This window comes from Pseudomonas sp. SORGH_AS_0211 (assembly GCF_031453455.1).
In the GTDB taxonomy this organism is placed as follows: domain Bacteria; phylum Pseudomonadota; class Gammaproteobacteria; order Pseudomonadales; family Pseudomonadaceae; genus Chryseomonas; species Chryseomonas aestiva.
Genome location: NZ_JAVIZV010000001.1, coordinates 2,023,095 through 2,044,915 on the forward strand (window position 1 = coordinate 2,023,095; position 21,821 = coordinate 2,044,915).

Below are 21,821 nucleotides of genomic sequence, written 5' to 3' on the forward strand. Positions count from 1 at the left end.
GGGTCGTTTCATCGGCGCCGGACAACCGCCGCGCGCCAGCCGCTGCGGTGGGCCGCCGCCCCTGCCCCGCTCTATCCCGGCGACCTCTGCGCCATGGCCGTTTCGCTTGGTCGCAGCCGCAATCCGGGCGGTACCCAGGCCGTTCCTGCCGCTCAGCTTGCCGATCAGCGGCAAGGCCTATCGTGCGTCGCACGAGGCCGCCACACTCTGCCGTCCGTGTGGTCGAATGGCCCCCAGACCGCTTTCTCCCGAGGATCCCCTGCAAGATGAGTGAGGCACCCCTGGCAACGCTGACGCGCGAGGAACTCGAAGCCGAAGTCCTGCGTTTGCGCGCCGCCCTGCTGTCCACCGAGGACCGCGCCATGGCCCCGACCGGCGCCGTCCGCCGGCCCAGCAAGGCACGCAGCCGCGCCGTGCTGGAGAGCACCACCCAGTTCGCCATCGTGGTCTGCGACTCCGAGGGGCTCATTACCGACTGGAATCCTGGTGCCGAGCAGGTCATGGGCTGGACCGCCCAAGAGATGATCGGCCAGGATGCCTCGCGTTTCTTCACTCCGGAGGACCGTGCCAACCGTCGTGCCGAGTACGAGATGGCCAAGGCCCTGCGCGACGGCAGCGCCATCGACGAGCGCTGGCACCTGCGCCAGGACGGGCAGCGCTTCTGGGCTTCCGGCGAGATGATGGCGCTGAACGACGACGACGACGAGCCCCTCGGCTTCGTCAAGATCCTGCGTGACCGCACCGAAGAACACCTGGCGGGCCTTGCGCTCAAGGAAACCCAGGAACGCTATCGCCTGGTCGCCGAAGCCACCAACGATGCCATCTGGGACTGGGACTTCGCCTCCGGGAAGGTGCTCTGGAACGAGGCGCTGCACACGGCCTATGGCCACACCCCCACCGCCGTCGAATCGACCAGCGACTGGTGGCTGAGCCGGATCCACCCGGATGATCGCACCCGTATCGCGGCCTCCATCCATGCGGTGATCGACGGCGACGGCCTGGTCTGGACCGATGAATACCGCTTCCAGCGCGCCGACGGCTCCTATGCGCTGGTGTTTGACCGCGGCCGGGTGATCCGCGACAGCTACGGGCGCCCGCTGCGGATGATCGGCGCCCTGCTGGACATGAGCCAGCTGCAGACGGCCGAGACCGCCCTGCGCAAGAGCGAGGAACGCTTTCGCGCCATCATCGAGACCATCGGTTCGGCCTTCGCCATCGTCCAGGTCAAGTTCGACGCCGACGACAAGCCCATCGACTACCGCTTCCTGGAAGCCAACCCGGCCTTCGAGCGCCAGGCCGGGGTCAACCTGCGTGGCAAGTGGGTGACCGAATTCGCCCCCAACCTGGAACAGTTCTGGTTCGAGACCTACGGCCATGTGGCCAAGACCGGCGAGCCGGCGACCTTCGAGAACTACGCCAACACCTTCGAGCGCTGGTTCGATGTTCGCGCCGTACGGGTGGGCGATCCCGACGAGCGCCAGATCGCCATCCTCTTCAGTGACGTGACCGAGCGGCGCAACGCCGAGGAACGGCTGCGCATCAGCGAGGCCCTGGCACGGGAAAACATCGAGCGGGTGCAGCTGGCGTTGTCCGCCGGCGCCATCATCGGCACCTGGCACTGGGACCTGCCCACCGACCGATTCACCGTGGACGAAGCCTTCGCCACGGTCTTCGGTCTCGATCCGCGCCTGGGTCGCGAAGGCCTGAGCCTGGCCCAGGTGGTGGCCAACGTCCACCCCGACGACAAGGACGGTCTCGCCCGGGCCATCGACGGAGTGATCGCCCAGAGCGGTCCCTTCGCCCACCAGTACCGGGTACGGCGCGCCGACGGCAACTACTACTGGATCGAGGCCAATGGCCGCGTCGATCACGCTGCCGACGGCACCCCGCTGCGTTTTCCCGGGGTGCTCATCGACGTCGAGGAGCGGCGGGCCATCGAAGCCGAGCGGGACAAGGCTCTGGCCGCCTTGCGTACCCTCAACGAGACCCTGGAAATCCGGGTGGCCGAACGCTCGGCCGAGCTGATGCAAGCCGAGGAAAAGCTGCGTCAGTCGCAGAAGATGGAAGCGGTCGGCCAGCTCACCGGCGGTCTTGCCCACGATTTCAACAACCTGCTGGCCGGTATCTCCGGTGCCCTGGAACTGATGGAGACGCGCATCGCCCAGGGGCGGCTGCGCGAACTCGATCGCTACCTGATCGCCGCCCAGGGCGCGGCCAAGCGCGCCGCCGCCCTCACCCACCGGCTGCTGGCCTTTTCCCGGCGCCAGACCCTGGCGCCGCGGCCAGTGGACGTCAACCAGCTGATCGATGGCCTCACCGAACTCATCCAGCGTACCGTGGGGCCTGGCATCCAGGTGGAAACCGTCGGCGCCGCGGGCCTCTGGCCGGCCCTGGTGGACCCCAGCCAGCTGGAGAACTCACTGCTCAATCTCTGCATCAATGCCCGCGACGCCATGCCCGAGGGCGGTCGCATCACCATCGAGACCGCCAACCGCTGGATGGATCGCGAGAGCGCCCGCGCCCAGGATCTGCCGGAAGGTCAGTACCTGTCGCTGTGCGTGACCGATACCGGGGTGGGCATCGCGCCGGAGGTCGCGGCCCGGGTGTTCGAGCCGTTCTTCACCACCAAGCCCATCGGCCAGGGCACCGGCCTGGGCCTGTCGATGATCTATGGCTTCGCGCGCCAGTCCGGCGGCCAGGTACGGCTCTACTCCGAGATCAACCAGGGCACCACGCTGTGCATCTATCTGCCGCGCTACCTGGGCGAGGCGCCGGCCGACGAAGGCCTGGCCGCGCGCCGGGAGGTGGCCGGTAGCACCCAGGGCGAAACGGTGCTCATCGTCGACGACGAGCCGACGGTGCGGATGCTGGTCGTGGATATCCTTGAAGACCTCGGTTACGCGGTGATCGAAGCGGCCGACAGCCTCACTGGCTTGAAGATCCTGCAATCGGACGTGTCGCTCGACCTGCTGATCACCGACGTCGGCCTGCCCGGCGGCATGAACGGTCGGCAGATGGCTGAGGCGGGGCGCCAGTCGCGTCCGGGGCTCAAGACCCTGTTCATCACCGGCTATGCCGAGAATGCCGCCATCGGCAACGGGCATCTGGATCCGGGCATGGAAATCCTCACCAAGCCCTTTGCCATGGACACCCTGGCGGCCCGGGTACGCGAGATGCTAGGCGTCTAGCACGCCGCTCTAGAAGCTGGCGCCGATTTTCAGCGCCACGGTATAGCCCTCCGCCCGGTTGCGCGTCTCGAATTCCCTGTAGGCGTGCAGCCAGATGGCCGGCAAGCCCGAGGCGGGGTCGAAGAAGCTGAGCGCCGGACCCAGGGCCAGCGTCCGGGCACGGTTGCCGCGGGTCAGGCCGGGGGCGTCGTCGTCGCTGAGCTGGCGGTAGTAGCCGCCGCCCAGCCCCACGGTCCAGGGACCGAGGTGCTGGCCGACGGCGAATTCGTGGCGATATTCCACCCCGCTGCGATAGTCGGTGGCCGCGTTGCGCGCATTGATGTCGACCTGGAAGCTGGACGACAGCTCCAGTCCGCTCGGGCTGATGTAGCTGGCGTTGAGGATCGGCGAGACCGTCCAGTGGTTGGTCCCGGGGCTGACCAGCCGATTCTTGTCATAGTCGCCGGTAGGTGCCTGGATCGACAGCTGGGTGTTGATGCCCACGCCGGGCGCCGGCTCCCAGGCGAGGATCAGCGGAATCAGCTGCAGATCCGCCGGGCGGAACAGCTCGGCGCTGTCGCTGAACACCCGCTGCCCGCCGACGTTGATGCCGAGATCGGCGTCCATGCGAAAGAACACCGAGACCGCACCGAAGCCGTAGCGCGCACCGAACAGCTGCTGGTCGGTCATGCGCAGGTAGGCCAGGCCGATGGCCAGGACATTGATGTTGAAATCGTTGCCATCGTCCCGGCCATGGCTGTCCTTGATCACTCGTGCCTGGTAGTCGCTGAAGCGCATGCCGAAGGTGCCGACGGGCGTCGACGGCGGCATGAAGCCGGCGCCGAAGTCCTGCACGCCGGCCGCGGTGGTCGGCATGCCCTTTTCGGTGGCGTGGGCGGTGGTGGCCAGCGCGGCGAGCGACAGGACGGCGGCGCGGGTCAGCATTCCGGGCAGAGACGGCATGGCAGGATTCCTCAGGACATTCGAGCGGGCGAGCGAGGCCTCACCGGGTGCGCGAGCGCCCGGTCTTGGCATAGGGATCAGGGGAGGATCAGTCCGGCGCGGCGGCGACCTGTTGCGCGATCTGCGCCTTGCGGTTGACGCCGAGCTTCTCGTAGATGCGCCTCAGGTGATGGCGGACCGTGGCCGGCGCCATGCCCAGGTTGCGGGCGACTTCCTTGTAGGTCTGGCCGAGGGCGAAGCACTGGGCCACTTCCAGTTCACGGGCACTGAGGCGTTCCGCCGAACTGCGCCGGCGCGCCTTGAGCAGCAGCAGATCGCCGAGCGGCTGGGCATCGAGCTGCAGGGTGCGACCCTGGTAGGTGCCCTGGGGATCACAGGCGGGCGGCAGGCGATTGCCGTGCCAACCCTCCCACTCCCCGGCCAGCAGGGCGGCGAAGCCGGGCTCCATGGACAGCAGCACGCCATAGCGATCGCACACCGCCAGGGCTGTTTCGTCGAAGCTGCCCTGGCTGTCCCTTAGGGTCGCCAGGGTGCGCAGGCAGCTCTCGCGCTCGGCATGCAGCAGGTGTGGCATCAGCCATTCCACCAGCTGGCATTCCAGCGCGGTGAAAGGCGTGGCGGGATCCTCGCGGAACAGCGTGAGGTGCACGCCCAGGCGGGTCTGGTCATCGGTGAGCACGATGCGCAGGCCATGGGCCAGGCCATACCGCTGCCCCAGGGCAGCCAGGGTTGGTGCGGCCGTCCGGTCCCGGCAATCGAACAGCTGACAGCGGCCCTGTTCCTGATGCAGGTCGCCTAGGGCGCGGTCGTCGGCCTTGAGGGCATCCCATTCCCGGGTATAGCTGCGAGGCAGCCCCAGCAGGAAGGTGCTGTGCGCCACGGGAGCGCCGTCACGCCAGGCGGAATTTCCCCACCAGGCCTTGTCGAAGGCGACCAGGCGCTGCAGCTGCTCCAGGGCCTGGGCATGGAATTCGGTGATGGCCCCGCCACGCAGACGGGCTTGCAGCGCCAGGACGACCTGGCTGAAGCGAGCGACCACCGCGCTGGGTACACTGCAGGAAAGGACGGCTGACTGATCCATGCTACCCCCATTGTTCTGATTGTCGTTGGGTAGAACGCCGGCCTCAGGAGGGCCTGGCTTGGGTCCGAGTTTACCGTAGCGGGACGGTGCGCCTATCGTTCAGATGCAGGATAGGCCGCCCTCTGCCAGCGGCGCGCCCGCGCCACGGCCGCGCGCGAGCCGCGGTCCAACGCCGGTCGCCATCGTTCATCTGATCGATAGACCCGCCCGGGCGCTCCGGCGAGGCTGGCGGCGACCCGGCCTCCATCCTGGCGCCCGGGACCACAGGAGAAGCCCCATGCACGACGTCTTCGCGCGCCTCACTCCCGAGGTTGCCGGCCTGCTGGCGCAGCTGGCCGCCCACCCGCAGCCGCCGCTGGACAGCCTCACCCCGGAGCAGGCGCGCGCCGCCTATGTGCAGCTGAATCGCGCCCTCGGCCTGCCGCCGGCAGCGGTGACGCGGGTGGACGAGCTCAACGCTCCCGGTCCCCTCGGCCCCATCCCGCTGCGCCTGTACCGGCCCTACGCGGAAGACGATCGACCCCGCCCGCTGGTGGTCTATCTGCACGGCGGTGGCTGGGTGATCGGCGACCTGGACAGCCATGACTCGCTCTGCCGCCAGATCGCCCTGGGTACCGGCCATGCGGTGCTGGCGGTGCACTATGCCCTCGCCCCCGAGCACCCGGCACCAGCGAGTCCCGACGATGTGCTGGCCGTCCTGCACTGGCTGGCCGAGGCCGGCGGCGCCTTCCACCTCGATCTCGACCGCGTCGCGGTAGCCGGCGACAGCGCCGGCGGCGGCCTGGCGGCCATGGCCGCGCTGCACCTGCGCGAAGGACCGCTCGCGCTCAAGGCCCAGGTGCTGATCTATCCCGGCGTCGACAACACGCCCGAAGCCTGGAATCACCCCTCGCGCATCGAGAATGCCAAGGTCCCGCCGCTGACCCGGCCGATGATGGATTACTTCTCCGGGATGTATCTGCGCGACGTGGATACCCGCGACCCACGCGTCTCGCCGCTCTATGCCACCTCCCACGCCAACCTGCCGCCGGCACTGATCTTCGGCGCCGAATGCGACGCCCTGCGCGACGACGCCCGCCTTTATGCCCAGGCGCTGATCGGTGCCGGCAACGCCGTGGAGTACCACGAGCTGCCGGGCATGATCCACGGCTTCATCGAGATGCTCGGGGTGCTGCCAGGTGTGCGCTGGACGCTGGAGCGGATGAACGCCTTCCTGCGTGAACATCTGCAGCAGGCGGACTGAATCCGCCCCCGCGGGTCAGATCCGGCCGAACCAGTGCAGCACCAGCCGGTAGAGGTGCTGCGGCCAGCGCGACCACCAGCCGCCCTGCTCCACCGCCTCCAGGGCCACCAGCGGGCGAGTCTGCAGAATGCGCTCGTCGTCCACCAGCTCCAGGTGGCCGACCACGGCGCCCTGGGCGATGGGCGCCACCAGCGGCTCGTCCAGCACCAGGCGGCGCTCGGGCGGTTGCTGGCCCTTGGGTCGGGTCAGGACCACGTCCTGGGTCACGCCCACCGGCAGGCTCGCCCGCTCGCCCTCCCAGACCGCCGGGGTGCCCAGAGCGACGCCGGCCTTGTCGAGGGTCAGGTTGTCGAAGAAGCGATAGCCATAGGTCAGCAGCTTCTGGGTGTCCGCCGCACGGTTGTTGATGGAGTTGGAACCGAATACCGCGGTGATCAGCCGGCGTCCGTCGCGCAGCGCCGAGGTCACCATGCAGTAGCCGGCCGCCTCGGTATGCCCGGTCTTGAGGCCGTCCACGGTGTGATCGCGCCAGAGCAGCAGGTTGCGATTGGGCTGGCGGATACCGTTCCAGGTGAAGTACTTCCTGGCATAGAGCTCATAGTAGGCCGACTCGTCCTGGATGATGGCGCGCGCCAGCAGCGCCATGTCGTAGGGTGAGGAGAAGTGCTCGGGGTCGGGCAGCCCGGTGGGATTCATGAAGTGGCTGTCGTGCAGGCCGAGGCGCTGGGCCGTGGCGTTCATCAGGCTGGCGAAGCTCTCGTTGCTGCCGGCGATGTGCTCGGCCAGGGCCACGCTGGCGTCGTTGCCCGAATCGATGACGATGCCCTGCAGGAGATCGTGGACCGATACCGGGGTGCGCGGATCGAGAAACATCCGCGAGCCCTCGGTGCGCCAGGCGTGCTCGCTGACGGTGACCTTGTCGTCGGCCTTGAGCTGGCCGGCCTGGATGTCACGGGTCGCCACATAGACGGTCATCAACTTGGTCAGGCTGGCTGGCGGCAGGTGCTCATGGGAATCCTCCTCGGCGATCACCTGGCCGGTGGTGGCATCCATCAGCACCCAGGCCTTGGCCGAGAGCTGGGGTGGCGAAGGAATCAGCACATTGGCGGCGTGCGCAGCGGCGTGCGCAGCGGCGGGTGCAGCGGCGTGCGCAGCGGCGGGCGCAGCGGCGGGTGCAGCGGCGTGCGCAGCGGCGGGCGCAGCGGCGGGTGCAGCGGCGTGCGCAGCGGCGGGCGCAGCCTCGACCTGGCCGAGCCAGGCGAGACCCAGGGCAGCGAGACCGAGGCAGAGCAAGGGGTGTTTCACGAGCGGCAGATCCGGTGTGGCAGTGGAGGCCCGCCATCCTGGGAGCGCCCTGCCCCGGTCTCAAATGAAGGAAAGTGAAGAAAAATTTAGGAAGCCGCGCCTCAGCCGGCGCTGGTGATGACCACCCGCGCTCCCCGCGGCTCGGCCGTCTCGATGTTCAGGCTGAAACCATGCAGGCGGACGATGGCCGCCACCAGCGACAGGCCCAGACCGTAGCCGGGCTGCTGGCGACTGGCATCGCCGCGATAGAGCCGCCGCAGCACACTCTCGCGCTCGGCCTCGGGAATGCCGGGGCCGTCGTCGACCACCTCGATGCGCACCGTCAGGCCGACCGCGCGCGCCACCAGGCGCACCCGGCCGCCCTCGGGGGCGAACTTGAGGGCGTTGTCGAGCAGATTGACCAGCGCCTCGAACAGCAACTCGGCGTCACCCTGCACCTCCGGCAACTCCTCGCCCAGTTCCAGGCTCAGGGTCTGGGCCTTTTCCTGGGCCAGGGGTTCGTAGAAGTCATGGGCCTGGCGCAGCAGCGCCGCCAGGTCCAGGGGCGCGAAGGCCATGCGCCGCCGGGTGTCCTCCAGCTCGGAGATGCGCAGCAGGCCCTGGAAGCGCGACATGATGGCCTCGGTCTCGGCCAGCGCCTCGCCGAGGCTGTCGGCCTGGGGTTCGGCCAGCGGCAACTGCTGCAGCTGGTGCAGGCGCGCCCGCAGCCGGGTCAGCGGGGTGCGCAGGTCATGGGCGATGCCGTCGCAGACGCCCTTCACCTCGTGCATCGAGCGCTCCAGCTGCGCCAGGGTGGTATTGACCGCATCGGCCAGCATGTCCAGCTCGTCGTGCCGCGGCGATAGCGGCAGGCGTTCTTCCAGGTGACCGGCGACGATCCGTTCCAGGCTGCGTTGCAGTCGCTCGACGCGCCGCAGCGGTCGTCGCCGCAGCAGGTGCCAGCCGACCAGTCCGGGGATCAGCGTCAGCGACAGTCCCCAGAACAGCGCCTGGCCGATGATGCCGCCCACCGCCGAGATGGAGCCGCCGTCGCGGGCCAGCACCAGGATGCGACCGTCGGCGCGGCGCTGCAGAAAGGCATGGCTGCTACGCGTCTCGTCCAGGGCGTCGGTGGTCCGGAGGCCGCGCTGCAGGTAGTGCACCCGACCGTCGTCTGGCAGGTTGCGCAGCAGTTTGACCAGGTTGCCGGCGACATAGCGACCATCGGCCTCGAACAGGCCGTAGGCGTCGATACCGGGCATGGAATAGACCTCGCTGGCCTGCAGCTCCCCCAGCAGGTCGGCGTCGGCCACCTTGCCGTAGTAGTGCGCCCGCTGCAGCAGGGTGCGTTCCGCCACCGCGCCCAGGTAGCCGGAGATCTGCCAGTAGAGCACCCCGGTGAAGACCGCGCCCCAGGCCACGAAGAGCAACGCATAGAGCGCCAGCAGGCGGCTGCTGCCCGAACGCCAGCGCCTAGTCCGGGACGACGAGGACATAGCCGGCTCCACGGACGGTATGCACCAGCGGCCGCCCCGCCCGCTCGATCTTGCGTCTGAGCCGCCCCATGTGCACGTCGATGATGTTGGTGCCCGGGTCGAAGTGATAGCCCCAGACCTGCTCGAAGAGCATGGTGCGGGTCACCAGTTGCCCGGCGTTGCGCATCAGGTAGGTGAGGATCTTGAATTCGGTGGGCAGCAAGGCGATGGCCTCGCCGGCACGGGTCAGGGTGTTGTCGATCAGGTCCAGGGTCAACTCGCCCACCCGCAACTGGTGGCTGGCGGACTGGGCGGCCGGCCGCCTGAGCAGCGCCTCCAGGCGGGCCATCATCTCCACCAGGGAAAAGGGCTTGGTCAGGTAGTCGTCACCACCGCATCTCAGGCCGCGGACGCGCTCGTCGACATCGGACAGGGCGCTGAGCATCAGCACCGGGGTGGCGATGCCGAGGCCGCGCAAGGTGCTGACGATGGTCAGGCCATCGAAGTCCGGCAGCATGCGGTCGAGGGTGATGATGTCGTGGCCGCCGGCGATGGCCGCGGCCAGCCCGTCGCGGCCGGTGCGTTCCCAGCGTACCTGATAGTCTTGCGCCTGCAATTCGCTGGCGATGGCGTGGGCGGTCACCTCGTCGTCTTCGATGACCAAAGCCTGGGTCATGATGGCCTCTGGATCTGGCGCCCGGTCTGGCAGACCGGACACCCTAGGGAAAACGCCCAGGCCGGTAAATTAAATTTTTCTTCATTCGGACTAACGCGCTTCCGCCCTGCCGGCGGTCTATCGTCGGTCTTTTCACCCTGGAGTTCTCACCATGTTTCGACGTCTGCCCACCCTCGCCCTTGGCGCCCTGCTGCTGGCCTCCACGCCGCTGCTGGCCGCACAACCCGTCACCACCCTCACGGTGCTGAGCTCGGGCGGCATCATGGGCGCCATCCGCGAAGTCGCCCCGGCCTATGAAAAGGCCACCGGCGTGAAACTGGACATCGCCGCCGCGCCATCCATGGGCGACACGCCCCAGGCCATCCCCCAGCGCCTGGCCCGGGGCGAGTCGGCCGACGTGGTGCTGATGGTGGGTTCGGCGCTGGACAAGCTGGTCGCCAACGGTCAGGCGCTCAAGGACAGCCGCGTCGACCTGGGCCAGTCGTTCATCGCCCTGGCGGTGCGCAAGGGCGCGCCCAAGCCGGACATCTCCACCATGGAGGCTTTCAAGCAGAGCCTGGAAAGCGCCCAGTCGGTGGCCTATTCCGACAGCGCCAGCGGCGTCTACCTGGCGCACATCCTGTTCCCCCGCATGCAGCTGAGCGATGCCTTCAAGGCCAAGGCGCGCATGATCCCCGCCGAGCCGGTGGGCGAAGTCGTCGCCCGGGGTGACGCGCAGCTGGGCTTCCAGCAACTGAGCGAGTTGAAGCCGGTGCAGGGGATCGACATCGTCGGCCTGATCCCCGACCAGGCGCAGAAGATGACCCTCTATTCCGGCGCCGTGGTCAGCAAGAGCATGCACCCGGATGCGGCCCGCGCCCTGCTGCAGTACCTGGCCTCGAAGGACGCCGCCAAGGCCATCCAGGACAGCGGCCTCAAGCCCATCCCCGCCCAGCCATAAGGGCCAGGCCGCCGGCGTCAGACGAAGAAGGAAATGGCGCCGGTGGCCAGGGCGAGCACGGTGATGACCAGGGAGGTGAGTACCGCCCATTTGACGGTGGCCTTCTGGAAGTCGCCGATGTCGCGGTCGACCATGCCCACCAGCAGCAGGGTCGACGCCACCAGCGGACTCATCAGGTGCACCGGCTGGCCCAGCACCGAGGCGCGGGCGATCTCCACCGGATCGATCCCATAGGCCGCCGCGGCATTGGCCAGGATGGGCACCACGCCGAAGTAGTAGGCATCGTTGGACAGCACGAAGGTCAGCGGCATGCTGGTGATGGCCACCACCAGCGGGAACCAGTGGCCCCAGGCCGGCGGAATCCAGTCGACCAGGGTCTGGGCCAGGGCATCGACCATCTTGGTGCCGGAAAAGATGCCGGCGAAGATGCCCGCGGCGAACACCAGCAGCACCACGGTCATGGCGTTGCCGGAATGCGCCAGGATGCGCTCCTTCTGCAACTCCAGCTGCGGGTAGTTGATCATCAGCGCCAGCACGAAGCCGATCATGAACAGGATGGCCGCGTGCATCACGCCCATGACCAGGGCGGTCATCACCGCGATCACCAGCACCAGATTGACGTAGGCCAGTCGCGGCCGCTTGGTCGGCGCATCGCCGAGGATCTCCTCGATATAGCACTTGCCGCCCGCCGCCCCGCCGCTTTCCAGGGCGACGTTGCCGATCCGCGCGCGTTCGCGGCGACCGAGCAGGAAGGCGGTGAAGACCACCCAGGCCGCCCCGCCGATCACCGTGGGCAGCATGGGAATGAAGTAGGCGGTGGCGTCCAGCCCCAGCGCGGCGATGGCGCGGGTGGCCGGGCCGCCCCAGGGACTCATGCCGCTCATGATGCTCAGCGAGAGCATGGACACCGTCGCCAGCACCATGGGGTTCATGCCGATGCGCTTGTACAGCGGCAGCATGGCCGCGCAGGTGATCATGTAGGTGGTGGTGCCGTCGCCGTCCAGAGCCACCAGCAGCGAGAGCAGCGCGGTGCCGATGGCGATCTTCACCGGATCGCCGTTGACCCGCTTGAGGATCTTGCGGATCAGCGGATCGAACAGCCCGGCGTCGATCATCAGCCCGAAGAAGAGAATGGCGAACAGCAGCAGCGCCGCCGAGGGCGCCACCATCTTCAGGCCATCGAGCATCATCTTGCCGGTGGTGGGGGCGAAGCCACCGATGAGAGCGAAGACGATGGGCACCACGGTGAGCGCCACGATGGGCGACAGACGTTTGCTCATGATCAGGTAGGTGAAGGTCACCACCATGATCAGACCGAGAAGCGCGAGCATGGGCATATCCCTTGTTCTTGTCGTGGGTCTGGCCGGACGCGGGCCAGCCGATCCCCGCCTCCGGCCAGCTGACGGCGCGGAGGTGGGACTGCAGCGGTGTTGCGGTCGGGTCTATCAGGCGTGGGGACGAACATCCGGCGCGGTCCATTCGACGGCGTCGGGGGTGGCCAGGGGTTCGGCCTTGCCACTGGCCAGGGTACGCAGCAGCTGCTCGCGATCGCAGGCGTCCTCGCCCAGGGCGATCACCACCGTGGCCACGGCGTTGCTGGCCAGGCTGGTCAGGGCGCGGGCCTCGGACATGAAACGGTCGATGCCGATGAGCAGGGCCAGACCGGCCAGGGGAATGTCATGGATCACGGTGAGGGTCGAGGCCAGGGCAACGAAGCCGCTGCCGGTCACCCCTGCCGCACCCTTGGAGGACAGCAGCATGATCGCCAGCATGGTCAGGGTCTGGCCGAGGGTGAGGTCGATGTTGCAGGCCTGGGCGATGAAGACCGCGGCCAGCGACAGGTAGATGGCGGTGCCGTCCAGGTTGAAGGAGTAGCCGGTGGGCAGCACCAGGCCGACCACGCCCTTCTTGCAGCCCAGGCCTTCGAGCTTCTGCAGCATGCGCGGCAGCACCGGCTCGGTGGACGAGGTGCCGAGCACCACCAGGAACTCCTCGCGGAAGTAGCGCAGCAGCTTCCACAGGCTGAAGCCGCGCGAGCGGCACAGCGCGCCCAGCACCACGAAGACGAAGAAGGCGCAGGCGATGTAGAGGGTGGCGATCAGCTTGGCCAGGGAACCCAGCGAGGTGATGCCGTACTGGCCCACGGTAAAGGCCAGGGCGCCAAAGGCACCCACCGGCGCGAAGCGCATCAGGTAGCCGAAGATGCGAAAGACCATCTGCGACGCCGACTCCAGCACATCCAGCACCGGCCGGCCGCGCTCGCCCATGGCGGACAGCGCGAAGCCGCAGAGCACGGCGATGAACAGCACCGGCAGCACCTCACCCTTGTTGAACGCCCCCATGAAGGTGTCCGGGATGATGTGCATGAAGAAGTCCACCACGCTGAGCTTGGCCGCCGACGCCGTGTACTGGGCGATGCTGGCGGTGCTCAGGGTCGCGGGATCGATGTTCATGCCCACGCCGGGCTGGAACAGATAGACCGCGCCGAGGCCGATGAACAGGCTGATGACGGTGAGCACCAGGAATAGCAGCAGCGTCTTGCCCATCAGCCGACCCAGGGTGCTCTTGTCGGTCATGCCGGCGATGCCGGTGACAATGGTGCAGAACACCACCGGGGCGATCATCATCTTGATCAGCTTGATGAAGGCGTCACCCAGAGGCTTGAGCGCAACGGCCTGTTGCGCCCAGAAGTGACCGACCAGCACCCCGAGGACCACGGCGCAGAGGATCTGGAAGTACAGCGATTTGGCAAGTTTCATGGGCATCACCGTTTATTGAAGTTGTGCGGATGCGCTAGTGGGGGTGGGTTCTTGGGGCGTCAAATCAGCCGGCGAGCCTCCGCGCGGTGGGCGCATAGACATGGCCGGCGAACAGGCGGCGCGCGGTCCGGACGACCGAGGCCTGGATGGTAGTGCCGTCCGCGCCGCCGCGCGACAGCACCACGTCGATCCCGCCGCTCGGATGCTCCAGGCGGACGTCGGTGAGGTCACGCGCCGACTCGCCCAGTAGCGCCATCACCACCGTTTCCGCGGTGACGCAGGCGGTGGCCAGGCCGATCGAGCCGGTGATGGCCAGCGCCCGGTGGCAGCTGTGCGGCATGAAATAGCGGACCTGCAGGGTGCCGCCATGCTGCGGCGCGGAGATCAGCACCGGCTTGGGGATCACCTTGCCGCTGACATCGCCCAGGCCCATGGCCCGACCCGCCTGCAGACGCAGGTCTTCCAGCCGCGCCAGCAGCGCCGCGTTGGCGTCCAGTTCGGCCGGCCGCTCGCTGCCGGTCACGCCCAGGTAGCGGGCGTCGACGATCATCATCGGCATGGCCATGTCGATGCAGGTCACCGGCACGCCATCGAAGACATCGGTGGCCTGGCCGGTGGGAAACAGCTTGCCGGTCTTGCTGCCCACGGCGTCGAGAAAGGTCAGCTGCACCGGCGCGGCGGTGCCGGGCACGCCGTCGATGGCGGTGTCGCCTTCATAGCGCACCAGGCCGCCGGGCGTGTGCACCCGCGAGTCGACGAAGCTGTTGGTGTTGAGGTTGCGGATGCGCACCAGGGTCTTGCCGTCTTCAGCGGCGACCAGCCCCTGCTCCACGGCGAAGGGACCCACGGCACAGAGCATGTTGCCGCAGTTGGGCGCGGTATCGACGCGGCGCTCGGCGACCATCACCTGGACGAAGAGATAGTCCACGTCGGCAGCGGGATGGCTGGACGGGCTGATGATGGCGACCTTGCTGGTCTGGGGGCTGCCGCCACCAATGCCGTCGATTTCCAGTTCGTGACCGGCACCCATGAGGTCGATCAGCATCTCGTCGCGCTGGACGGGATCGCTGGGCAGGTCGCTGGCGAGGAAGAAGGGGCCCTTGGAGGTGCCGCCTCGCATGAGAACGCAGGGAATACGTTGCATGACTGCTGACTCTTGTTGATCAATAGCGGTTATTGATGTTCTGGAGGCAAGATTGGCAGCCGGATATAAATCTATCCAATGCAAATATCAGCGCTATTATTCCGATTGGATAATCAATGACGCCGAGGTTCCGAGAAAGGGCAATCATGGACTACGAGCTGCAAGACATTCGATCTTTCGTGAAAATCGCCGAACTGGGCAGCTTCCATGAGGCCGCCGACGCCCTGCACCTGTCGCAGCCGGCCTTGAGCCGGCGCATCAAGAAGCTGGAAGACGGCCTGGGCACGCCGTTGCTCGAACGCACCACTCGTCGCGTCGGCCTCACCAGCGTCGGCCGCGATTTCCTGCCCAAGGCGCGCCGCCTGCTGGACGACTTCGAGGATTCCATCCTCAGCATCCGCGAACTGGCCGAGCGCCAGACCGGCCAGGTCACCCTGGCCTGCATCCCCACCGCGGCCTTCTACTTCCTGCCCTCGGTGATCCGCCAGTACAACGAGCAATACCCCAAGATCCGCATCCGCCTGCTGGACCTCAGCGCCAATGACGGCCTGGAGGCCGTACTGCGCGGCGAGGCCGACTTCGGTATCAACATGCTCAGCGGCCAGCACCCGGACATCGAATTCGTGCCGCTGGTGCAGGAGCAATTCGTGCTGGCCTGTCGGCGTGACCACGAACTGGCCGGACGCCCGTCGATCAGCTGGGCCGAGCTGGTCGAGCACCGGCTGATCGGCGTGGGGCGCCTGAGCGGCAACCGGGTGCTGCTCGACCATGCCCTCTCCGCGCGGGGCATTCGCCCCAAGTGGTTCTATGAGGTGCAACACCTGTCCACCTCCCTGGGCATGGTGGAAGCCGGCCTCGGCGTCTCGGCCATGCCCAGCCTGGCCATGCCGGACGCCGACCACCCGACCCTGGTCAGCGTGCCCCTCACCGATCCGGAAGTGACCCGCACCCTCGGCCTGGTCTCGCGCCGCGGCGCCTCGCTGTCGCCCGCCGCGGAAAAATTCGTCGCCATCCTGCTCGGCCAGTGGCAGACCGAACAGCCCTAGTCCGCGCCATCCACGCCCCCCTGCCCTGAACGGCAGCGGCCAAGCGCCAGTATCCAGTGAACGTCGCGCCCCCTCGGGCGGTCTGTTGGCTGCAACAACTGGTTACGGTCAGGACCGCTCATGTCCCTTGCGCTGAAGTCGCATCGTTCTTCTCCTTGCCCGGGGAGCACCTCGAAGCGCCGCTCCGTCGTCGGAGCGCTGGCCGGGCTGCTGCTCGCCGCTTCGCTCACGGGCTGTTCGCCGCTGCAGCACGGCTTTCTCGCCCCGGCCGGCCTCGCCGCCAGCGGCGAACGCGACCTGCTGCTGTGGATCGTCGGCCTGGCGCTGGTGGTGGTGCTGCCGGTGATCCTGCTCACCCCGCTGATCGTCTGGCGCTATCGCCACGGCAATGACCGTGCCGCCTACCGGCCGCGCTGGGAATTCTCCTGGTTGCTGGACGTCTTCGCCTGGGGCGTGCCGGCGCTGATCGTCGCGGTGCTGGCGGTGCTGGTCTGGACCCGCACCCACAGCCTGGACCCCTATCGCTCACCGACGCCCGGCGTGACGCCGCTGGAGATCCAGGTGATCGGCCTGGACTGGAAGTGGCTGTTCCTCTATCCCGAACAGGGCATCGCCACGGTCAATGAGCTGGTCTTGCCGGCGGGGCGGCCGGTACAGCTCAGGCTCACCAGCGATACGGTGATGCAATCGTTGCTGCTGCCGCGCCTGGGCGGCCAGATCTACGCCATGGCCGGCATGCAGACCCAGCGCTATCTGCAGATTCCGGCGCCCGGCCAGTTCGAGGGCCGCAATGCCCAGTACAGCGGCGAAGGTTTCCAGGACCAGCACTTCCCGATACGGGTGCTGGCGGAGGCGGATTTCCAGGCCTGGACCCGACAGGTCGGTCAGGCCCGCGAGGCCCTGGACTGCGCCCACTACCAGGTGCTGGCCCGGCCCGGCACCCTGGAGCAGGCCGCCCAGCTGCGCCTGACCCAAACCGCCCTCTTCGCCTGGGTGCTGGCACGCTATCGCCAGGACCCGGTACCCACCTGCGCCACCTTCCAGGGAGCCACCCATGACTGATTCCTCGGCCCTCTGGCACCTGCTGTTCGGCCGCCTGGGCTACGACGCCCTGCCCTTCTACAGCCTGATCGCCACCTGCGGCGCCAGCGTGGTGATTCTCGGCGCCCTTGCCACGGCCGGGGTGATCACCTGGCTCGGCAAATGGCGCTATCTCTGGCAGGAGTGGTTCACCAGCCTGGACCACAAGCGCATCGGCATCATGTACGTGGTGCTGGCGCTGGTGATGTTCAGCCGCGGCGTGGTGGAAGGGGTGATGATGCGCACCCAGCAGGCGCTGGCCATCGACGCGCCGGGCTACCTGCCGCCGGAACACTTCGGGCAGCTGTTCAGCACCCATGGCACCATCATGGTGTTCTTCGTCGCCATGCCCTTTCTCACCGGGCTGATCAACTTCGTCATGCCGCTGCAGAGCGGCGCCCGCGATGTGCGCTTTCCGCTGCTCAACGCCATCAGCCTCTGGCTGACCGTGGCCGGTGCGGCGCTGGTGATGGTGTCCCTGGTGCTGGGGCGCTTTTCCACCGGCGGCTGGAGCGGCTATCCGCCCTATACCGGCATCGAATACCAGCCAGGCGTCGGCCCGGACTACTGGATCTGGGCGCTGACCCTGAGCTCCCTGGGCAGCACCCTCACCGGCCTCAACTTCGCGGTCACCCTCTACAAGGAACGGGCGCCGGGCATGCGCCTGTTCCATATGTCGCTGTTCAGCTGGACGGCGCTGTGCACCAGCATCCTGATGATCTTCGCCATGCCGCCGCTGACCGTGGCCACCCTGCTGCTGGCCCTGGACCGCTACCTGGACTTCCACTTCTTCACCAATACCCAGGGCGGCAACCTGATGAACTACATCAACCTGTTCTGGCTGTTCGGCCACCCGGAGGTGTACATCCTGATCCTGCCGGCCTTCGGGGTGTTTTCCGAGGTCTTCGCCACCTTTTCCACCAAGCGTCTCTATGGCTATCACTCGCTGGTCTGGGCCACCCTGGTGATCGCCGTGCTGTCCTTTACCGTGTGGCTGCACCACTTCTTCACCATGGGCCAGAGCCCCAGGATCAACGCCGCCTTCGGCATCGCCACCATGCTCATCGGCATTCCCACCGGCGTGAAGATCTACGACTGGATGGCGACCATGTTCCGTGGTCGCATCCGCCTGACCACGCCGCTGATCTACGCGGTGATGTTCATCATGCTGTTCGTTATCGGCGGCCTCACTGGCATCACCCTGGCCACGCCGCCGGTGGACTATCAGGTGCACAACACCGTCTACCTGGTCGCCCACTTCCACAACATGCTGATCCCGGGAATGCTGTTCGGCATGCTGGCGGGCTACCACTTCTGGTTTCCCAAGGCCTTTGGCTTTCGCCTCGACGAACGCTGGGGCCGCATCGCCGCGCTGAATTTCGGCCTGGGCTTCATCCTCGCCTTCATGCCCCTGTATGTGCTGGGTGTCTCCGGTCTGCCGCGGCGCAGCCAGGCGATCCACAACCCCGATTTCGCCCCGCTGCTGTGGGTCGCCGAACTCGGCGCGGTGGTGCTGCTGGCCGCCCTGGCCAGCCTGGTGATTCAACTGGTAGTGAGCATTCGTCGTCGCGACAGTGCGCAGGTGCCGGCGGGCGATCCCTGGAACGGCCGGACCCTGGAATGGGCGGTCGCCGCGCCGCCGCCGGCGTACAACTTCGCCGTGCCGCTGCCGATCAACGACCGCGACCCCTTCACCTGGCTCAAGGAAAACGGCCTGGCCTACGACCAGCCGCGGACCTATGCCGACCTGGTGCTTCCCAAGAACAGCGCCGTGCCGGCCATCGTCGGCGCGGCGGGCTTCGCCTGCGCCTTCGGGCTGGTCTGGCACATCGGTTGGCTGACCGTGCTCGGCCTGGGAGTGGCCTGGGGCGCGGTGATCGCCCGCAGCTTCCAGCGCGACACCGAGCGGCTGATTTCCGCCGCGGACATCCGCCGCGAACACGAGGCCTGGCTGGATCAGGTCGCCGCCACTCGGCCAGTCAAGCGGGACGAGGAAACCGGGCCGGGCAATCGCGGCCTGGCGGAGATGGGGCCATGAGTCCGCGCGACATGAACCACGCCGGCCTCAACGTCGGCGCCACCGATCACGCGACCCACGCCGAGGCGGAATATTCGCTGTTCGGGTTCTGGATCTTCCTGATGAGCGACGCCCTGGTGTTCGCGCTGCTGTTCGCCATCTACGCGACGCTGCAGCACGCCACCGCCGGGGGACCGGTCGCCCGGGACGTCTTCGAGATCGGCAGTGTCACCCTGCAGACCCTGGTGCTGCTGGCCAGTAGCTTCACCTACGGCCTGGCGTCGCTGGCCATGAAATACCACAAGGGTCGCCTGCGGCCCCTGGTGACCTGGCTGCTGGTGACCCTGGCGCTGGGCCTGGTCTTTCTCGGCCTGGAAGTGCACGACTTCCTTGGCATGGCGGATCAGGGCGCCCTGCCCCAGCGCAGCGCCTTTCTCTCGGCCTTCTTCGCCCTGGTGGGCATGCACGGGGTGCACGTCGCCAGCGGCTGCCTGTGGCTGGTGGTGATGCTGGTGCAGCTCAGGGTGTTCGGCCTGGATACGCCGGTGAAGACCCGACTGATGCGCCTGGGCCTGTTCTGGCATTTTCTCGATATCGTCTGGGTGGCCATCCTCTCGGTGGTCTACCTGCAGGGGCTGCTGCCATGAAGAGAGATGACTATCGTCGGGAGCTGACGAGCTATGTGATCGGCCTGGTGCTGGCGGTGACGCTGAGTCTGATCCCCATCGGCCTGGTGCTGTTCCCGACCTGGCCGCGCGGGACCACCCTGGGCGTCATCTTCGGCCTGGGCCTGCTGCAGATCCTGGTGCACCTGCGCTGCTTCCTGCATATCAGCCTGGGTCGCTCGCACCGCCACGACCTCTATCTGCTCTTGTTCACCAGCCTGATCCTGGTGCTGATGGTGGTGGGCAGCCTGGTGGTGCTCGGCGATCTGCATCACCGCATGCATTGATCGGCTTGCCGCCCGACTGCGCGGCAAGCCGATCCTGCTCGCACCTTACTGCGTACGCGTCACCCGCCAAACGGTGTTGGCCAGGTCGTCGGCGATGATGACGCCACCGCGCTGATCCACCGCCACCCCGACCGGGCGGCCGCGGGTCTTGCCATCGTCGCCAAAGAATCCGGTGGCGAAGTCGATGGGCTCGCCAGCCGGACGGCCCTGCTGGAAGGGCACGAAGACCACGCGATAACCCACCGGCTTGTCACGGTTCCAGCTACCGTGTTCGCCGACGAAGACCCCATCGGTGAACTGACCGCCCACCGCCGCGGTGGAAAAGGTTACGCCCAGGGCGGCGACGTGGGAACCCAGGCTGTAGTCGGGCTTGATGGCCGCGGCCACCTTGGCCGGATCCTGCGGCTGGGCGCGGGTATCGACGTTCTGCCCCCAGTAGCTGTAGGGCCAGCCATAGAAGCCGCCTTCGCGGATGGAGGTCAGGTAGTCCGGCACCAGGTCCGGGCCGATCTCGTCGCGCTCGTTGGCCACCGCCCAGAGCTGGCCGCTGTCGGGCTGTATGGCCAGGGCGGTGGGATTGCGCACCCCGGTGGCATAGTTCTTGTGCGCACCGGTCTGGGCATCAATCTGCCAGATCACCGCGCGATCCACCTCGACGTCCATGCCGCGCTCGCCGACGTTGCTGTTGGAGCCAATGCCGACATAGAGGTAGCGACCATCGGCACTGGCGGCCAGGGACTTGGTCCAGTGGTGGTTGATCGCCGCCGGCAGCTCGACCAGCTTGTCCGGCGCGCCGCTGGCCTGGGTCTGGCCGTCCTGGTAGGGAAAGCTGACCAAGGCGTCCTGGTTCGCCACATAGATGCGGCCATTGGCGAAGGCCAGGCCATAGGGCGCGTTGAGATTCTCGGCGAACACCGTCTTGAGTTCGTATTTGCCGTCGCCGTCGGCGTCGCGCAGCAGGGTCAGGCGATTGCCGCCCTTTACCTGGGTGTTGCCCTGGGCCTTGATGTAGCCGGCGATGACGTCCTTGGGCTTCAGCTTGGGCGCGTTGCCGCCGCGGCCCTCGGCCACCAGGATGTCGCCGTTGGGCAGCACCAGCATCTGCCGCGGAATGCGCAGATCGGTGGCGATGGCGGTGATGGTGTAGCCCTGGGGCACCGTGGGTACGCGATCACCCCAGGGTGCCGGCTGGGCGATCTTCATGCTCGGCAGGAGGCCGCGCTGGGGTTCGGGCAGCTTGGGATCGGGGCCGCGGGCCTGGGTGTCGGCACCGCCCTCGTTGCCGCAGGCGGCGAGCAGCACGGCCAGACCAAGGACGCTCAAGGCTCTTGGAGTGCTCATCGAATCACCTCCGAACGTAGGTTGGAGAGCGCGATCCAGGCGGCCACCAGGCTCAGCACCGAGACCACCACCGAGAGGATCAGCCCGGCGGGCATCACCGCCCAGGCATCCTTGGCATGTTCGAAGGCATTGACCAGCCCCAGCACCCAGGCCAGCAGCAGCAGGAGGAAATAGGCCGCCGGCCGGCGACCGCGGAAGCGCGCGCCGAACAGATTGCCGAGGGCGAACAGCAGGGCCAGCCCGGACAGCAACAGCGCCCCGGCGATCAGCCAGGCGGCGAAGTTGGCCCACTGGATCTGCATCGTCTGGTAGTAGGCGATATCGCTGAGCAGGCCGCCGATGAACAGCGGGACGGAACCGGCCAGCAGCAACGCGTGCAGCGGGCCGGGCCGGACAGGGTGGTAATGGTGGGCAGCTACGGTCACTGACAACTCCTTTTCAAGACGGGACGTGGCAGGGCCGGGCAGCCACTGCGCAGCACAAGACGCACTGAAAAGGATTGCGCGCGCCGGGGGTTAGTTCAGCCGCTTCGCCTGGCGGACACCTCTTGCAAAAGAAGAGATAATGACAGTCTCGTTGCAGCCACGACCTCTGTCTGGTGTCTGTTCGGCCGAGCCGTCCCTGCAACCCGCTGTCCAGTTGCCGACCGAAGG

Annotated in this window: 18 protein-coding genes; 8 read left to right on the forward strand and 10 right to left on the reverse strand. The window is 67.5% G+C overall.

The window, feature by feature from the left end; all coding sequences use genetic code 11:
- Positions 1–266 precede the first annotated feature (266 nt).
- Complete coding sequence (locus tag QE393_RS09470) at positions 267–3,188, forward strand: PAS domain-containing protein (RefSeq protein ID WP_405046240.1); 2,922 nt, start codon at positions 267–269, stop codon at positions 3,186–3,188.
- Positions 3,189–3,197: 9 nt separating this feature from the next.
- On the opposite strand, the gene QE393_RS09475 is transcribed toward QE393_RS09470, so the two are convergent.
- Positions 3,198–4,130, reverse strand: a complete 933-nt coding sequence (locus QE393_RS09475; protein ID WP_310043154.1) for a transporter — start codon at positions 4,128–4,130, stop codon at positions 3,198–3,200.
- An 88-nt stretch (positions 4,131–4,218) separates the two neighbouring features.
- Positions 4,219–5,211 (reverse strand): helix-turn-helix transcriptional regulator, encoded by a 993-nt coding sequence (locus QE393_RS09480; RefSeq protein WP_310043156.1) that lies wholly within the window; start codon positions 5,209–5,211, stop codon positions 4,219–4,221.
- Between the two features lie 277 nt (positions 5,212–5,488).
- On the opposite strand from QE393_RS09480, the gene QE393_RS09485 reads away from it, so the two are divergent.
- Entirely contained in the window at positions 5,489–6,454 is a 966-nt protein-coding gene (locus QE393_RS09485) for an alpha/beta hydrolase (RefSeq protein WP_273806285.1), read from the forward strand.
- Positions 6,455–6,469: 15 nt separating this feature from the next.
- Here QE393_RS09485 and QE393_RS09490 read toward each other — a convergent pair whose 3' ends face one another.
- From QE393_RS09490 to QE393_RS09500, 3 genes are all read right to left on the reverse strand, one after another.
- A complete protein-coding gene (locus tag QE393_RS09490) occupies positions 6,470–7,759 on the reverse strand; it encodes a D-alanyl-D-alanine carboxypeptidase family protein (protein ID WP_310043157.1) in 1,290 nt (429 codons plus the stop codon).
- Positions 7,760–7,860: 101 nt separating this feature from the next.
- Complete coding sequence (locus QE393_RS09495) at positions 7,861–9,234, reverse strand: HAMP domain-containing sensor histidine kinase (RefSeq protein ID WP_310043159.1); 1,374 nt, start codon at positions 9,232–9,234, stop codon at positions 7,861–7,863.
- Complete coding sequence (locus QE393_RS09500; protein WP_133860753.1) at positions 9,212–9,889, reverse strand: response regulator transcription factor; 678 nt, start codon at positions 9,887–9,889, stop codon at positions 9,212–9,214. The genes QE393_RS09495 and QE393_RS09500 overlap by 23 nt, the downstream gene beginning before the upstream one ends.
- A 151-nt stretch (positions 9,890–10,040) precedes the next feature.
- Between QE393_RS09500 and QE393_RS09505 the strand changes: the two genes are divergently transcribed.
- Positions 10,041–10,829, forward strand: coding sequence for a substrate-binding domain-containing protein (locus tag QE393_RS09505; protein WP_310043162.1), 789 nt, complete (start codon positions 10,041–10,043; stop codon positions 10,827–10,829).
- Positions 10,830–10,846: 17 nt separating this feature from the next.
- On the opposite strand, the gene QE393_RS09510 is transcribed toward QE393_RS09505, so the two are convergent.
- The 3 genes from QE393_RS09510 to QE393_RS09520 form a co-directional block, all read right to left on the reverse strand.
- A complete protein-coding gene (locus QE393_RS09510) occupies positions 10,847–12,160 on the reverse strand; it encodes a citrate:proton symporter (protein ID WP_310043163.1) in 1,314 nt (437 codons plus the stop codon).
- A gap of 114 nt (positions 12,161–12,274) precedes the next feature.
- Positions 12,275–13,588, reverse strand: a complete 1,314-nt coding sequence (gene dctA, locus QE393_RS09515) for a C4-dicarboxylate transporter DctA (protein WP_310043166.1) — start codon at positions 13,586–13,588, stop codon at positions 12,275–12,277.
- Positions 13,589–13,652: 64 nt separating this feature from the next.
- Positions 13,653–14,732, reverse strand: coding sequence for a 4-oxalomesaconate tautomerase (locus tag QE393_RS09520; protein ID WP_310043168.1), 1,080 nt, complete (start codon positions 14,730–14,732; stop codon positions 13,653–13,655).
- Positions 14,733–14,878: 146 nt separating this feature from the next.
- Here QE393_RS09520 and QE393_RS09525 point away from each other — a divergent pair, with 146 nt between their 5' ends.
- The 5 genes from QE393_RS09525 to QE393_RS09545 all read left to right on the forward strand — a co-directional run bounded on the left by QE393_RS09525 (position 14,879) and on the right by QE393_RS09545 (position 19,827).
- Positions 14,879–15,778: a LysR family transcriptional regulator gene (locus QE393_RS09525; protein WP_310043171.1), complete on the forward strand. Its 900-nt coding sequence runs from the start codon at positions 14,879–14,881 to the stop codon at positions 15,776–15,778.
- Positions 15,779–15,898: 120 nt separating this feature from the next.
- A complete protein-coding gene (locus QE393_RS09530) occupies positions 15,899–16,840 on the forward strand; it encodes a ubiquinol oxidase subunit II (RefSeq protein ID WP_310043172.1) in 942 nt (313 codons plus the stop codon).
- A gap of 22 nt (positions 16,841–16,862) precedes the next feature.
- Positions 16,863–18,896 carry a cbb3-type cytochrome c oxidase subunit I gene (locus QE393_RS09535; RefSeq protein ID WP_405046292.1) on the forward strand — a complete coding sequence of 678 codons (2,034 nt, stop codon included), beginning with the start codon at positions 16,863–16,865 and terminating at the stop codon, positions 18,894–18,896.
- On the forward strand, positions 18,893–19,522 hold the full coding sequence (locus tag QE393_RS09540) for a cytochrome (ubi)quinol oxidase subunit III (protein ID WP_183629810.1): 630 nt from the start codon (positions 18,893–18,895) through the stop codon (positions 19,520–19,522). The genes QE393_RS09535 and QE393_RS09540 overlap by 4 nt, the downstream gene beginning before the upstream one ends.
- On the forward strand, positions 19,519–19,827 hold the full coding sequence (locus QE393_RS09545; RefSeq protein ID WP_183629809.1) for a cytochrome o ubiquinol/quinol oxidase subunit IV: 309 nt from the start codon (positions 19,519–19,521) through the stop codon (positions 19,825–19,827). The genes QE393_RS09540 and QE393_RS09545 overlap by 4 nt, the downstream gene beginning before the upstream one ends.
- A 45-nt stretch (positions 19,828–19,872) precedes the next feature.
- Here the strand turns inward: QE393_RS09545 and QE393_RS09550 are convergent, their stop codons facing one another.
- The gene (locus tag QE393_RS09550) at positions 19,873–21,168 is read right to left on the reverse strand and encodes a sorbosone dehydrogenase family protein (protein ID WP_273806281.1); all 1,296 of its coding nucleotides are present in this window, start codon (positions 21,166–21,168) and stop codon (positions 19,873–19,875) included.
- Positions 21,165–21,593 (reverse strand): DUF2231 domain-containing protein, encoded by a 429-nt coding sequence (locus QE393_RS09555; RefSeq protein ID WP_310043178.1) that lies wholly within the window; start codon positions 21,591–21,593, stop codon positions 21,165–21,167. The genes QE393_RS09550 and QE393_RS09555 overlap by 4 nt, the downstream gene beginning before the upstream one ends.
- Between the last annotated feature and the right edge of the window lie 228 nt (positions 21,594–21,821).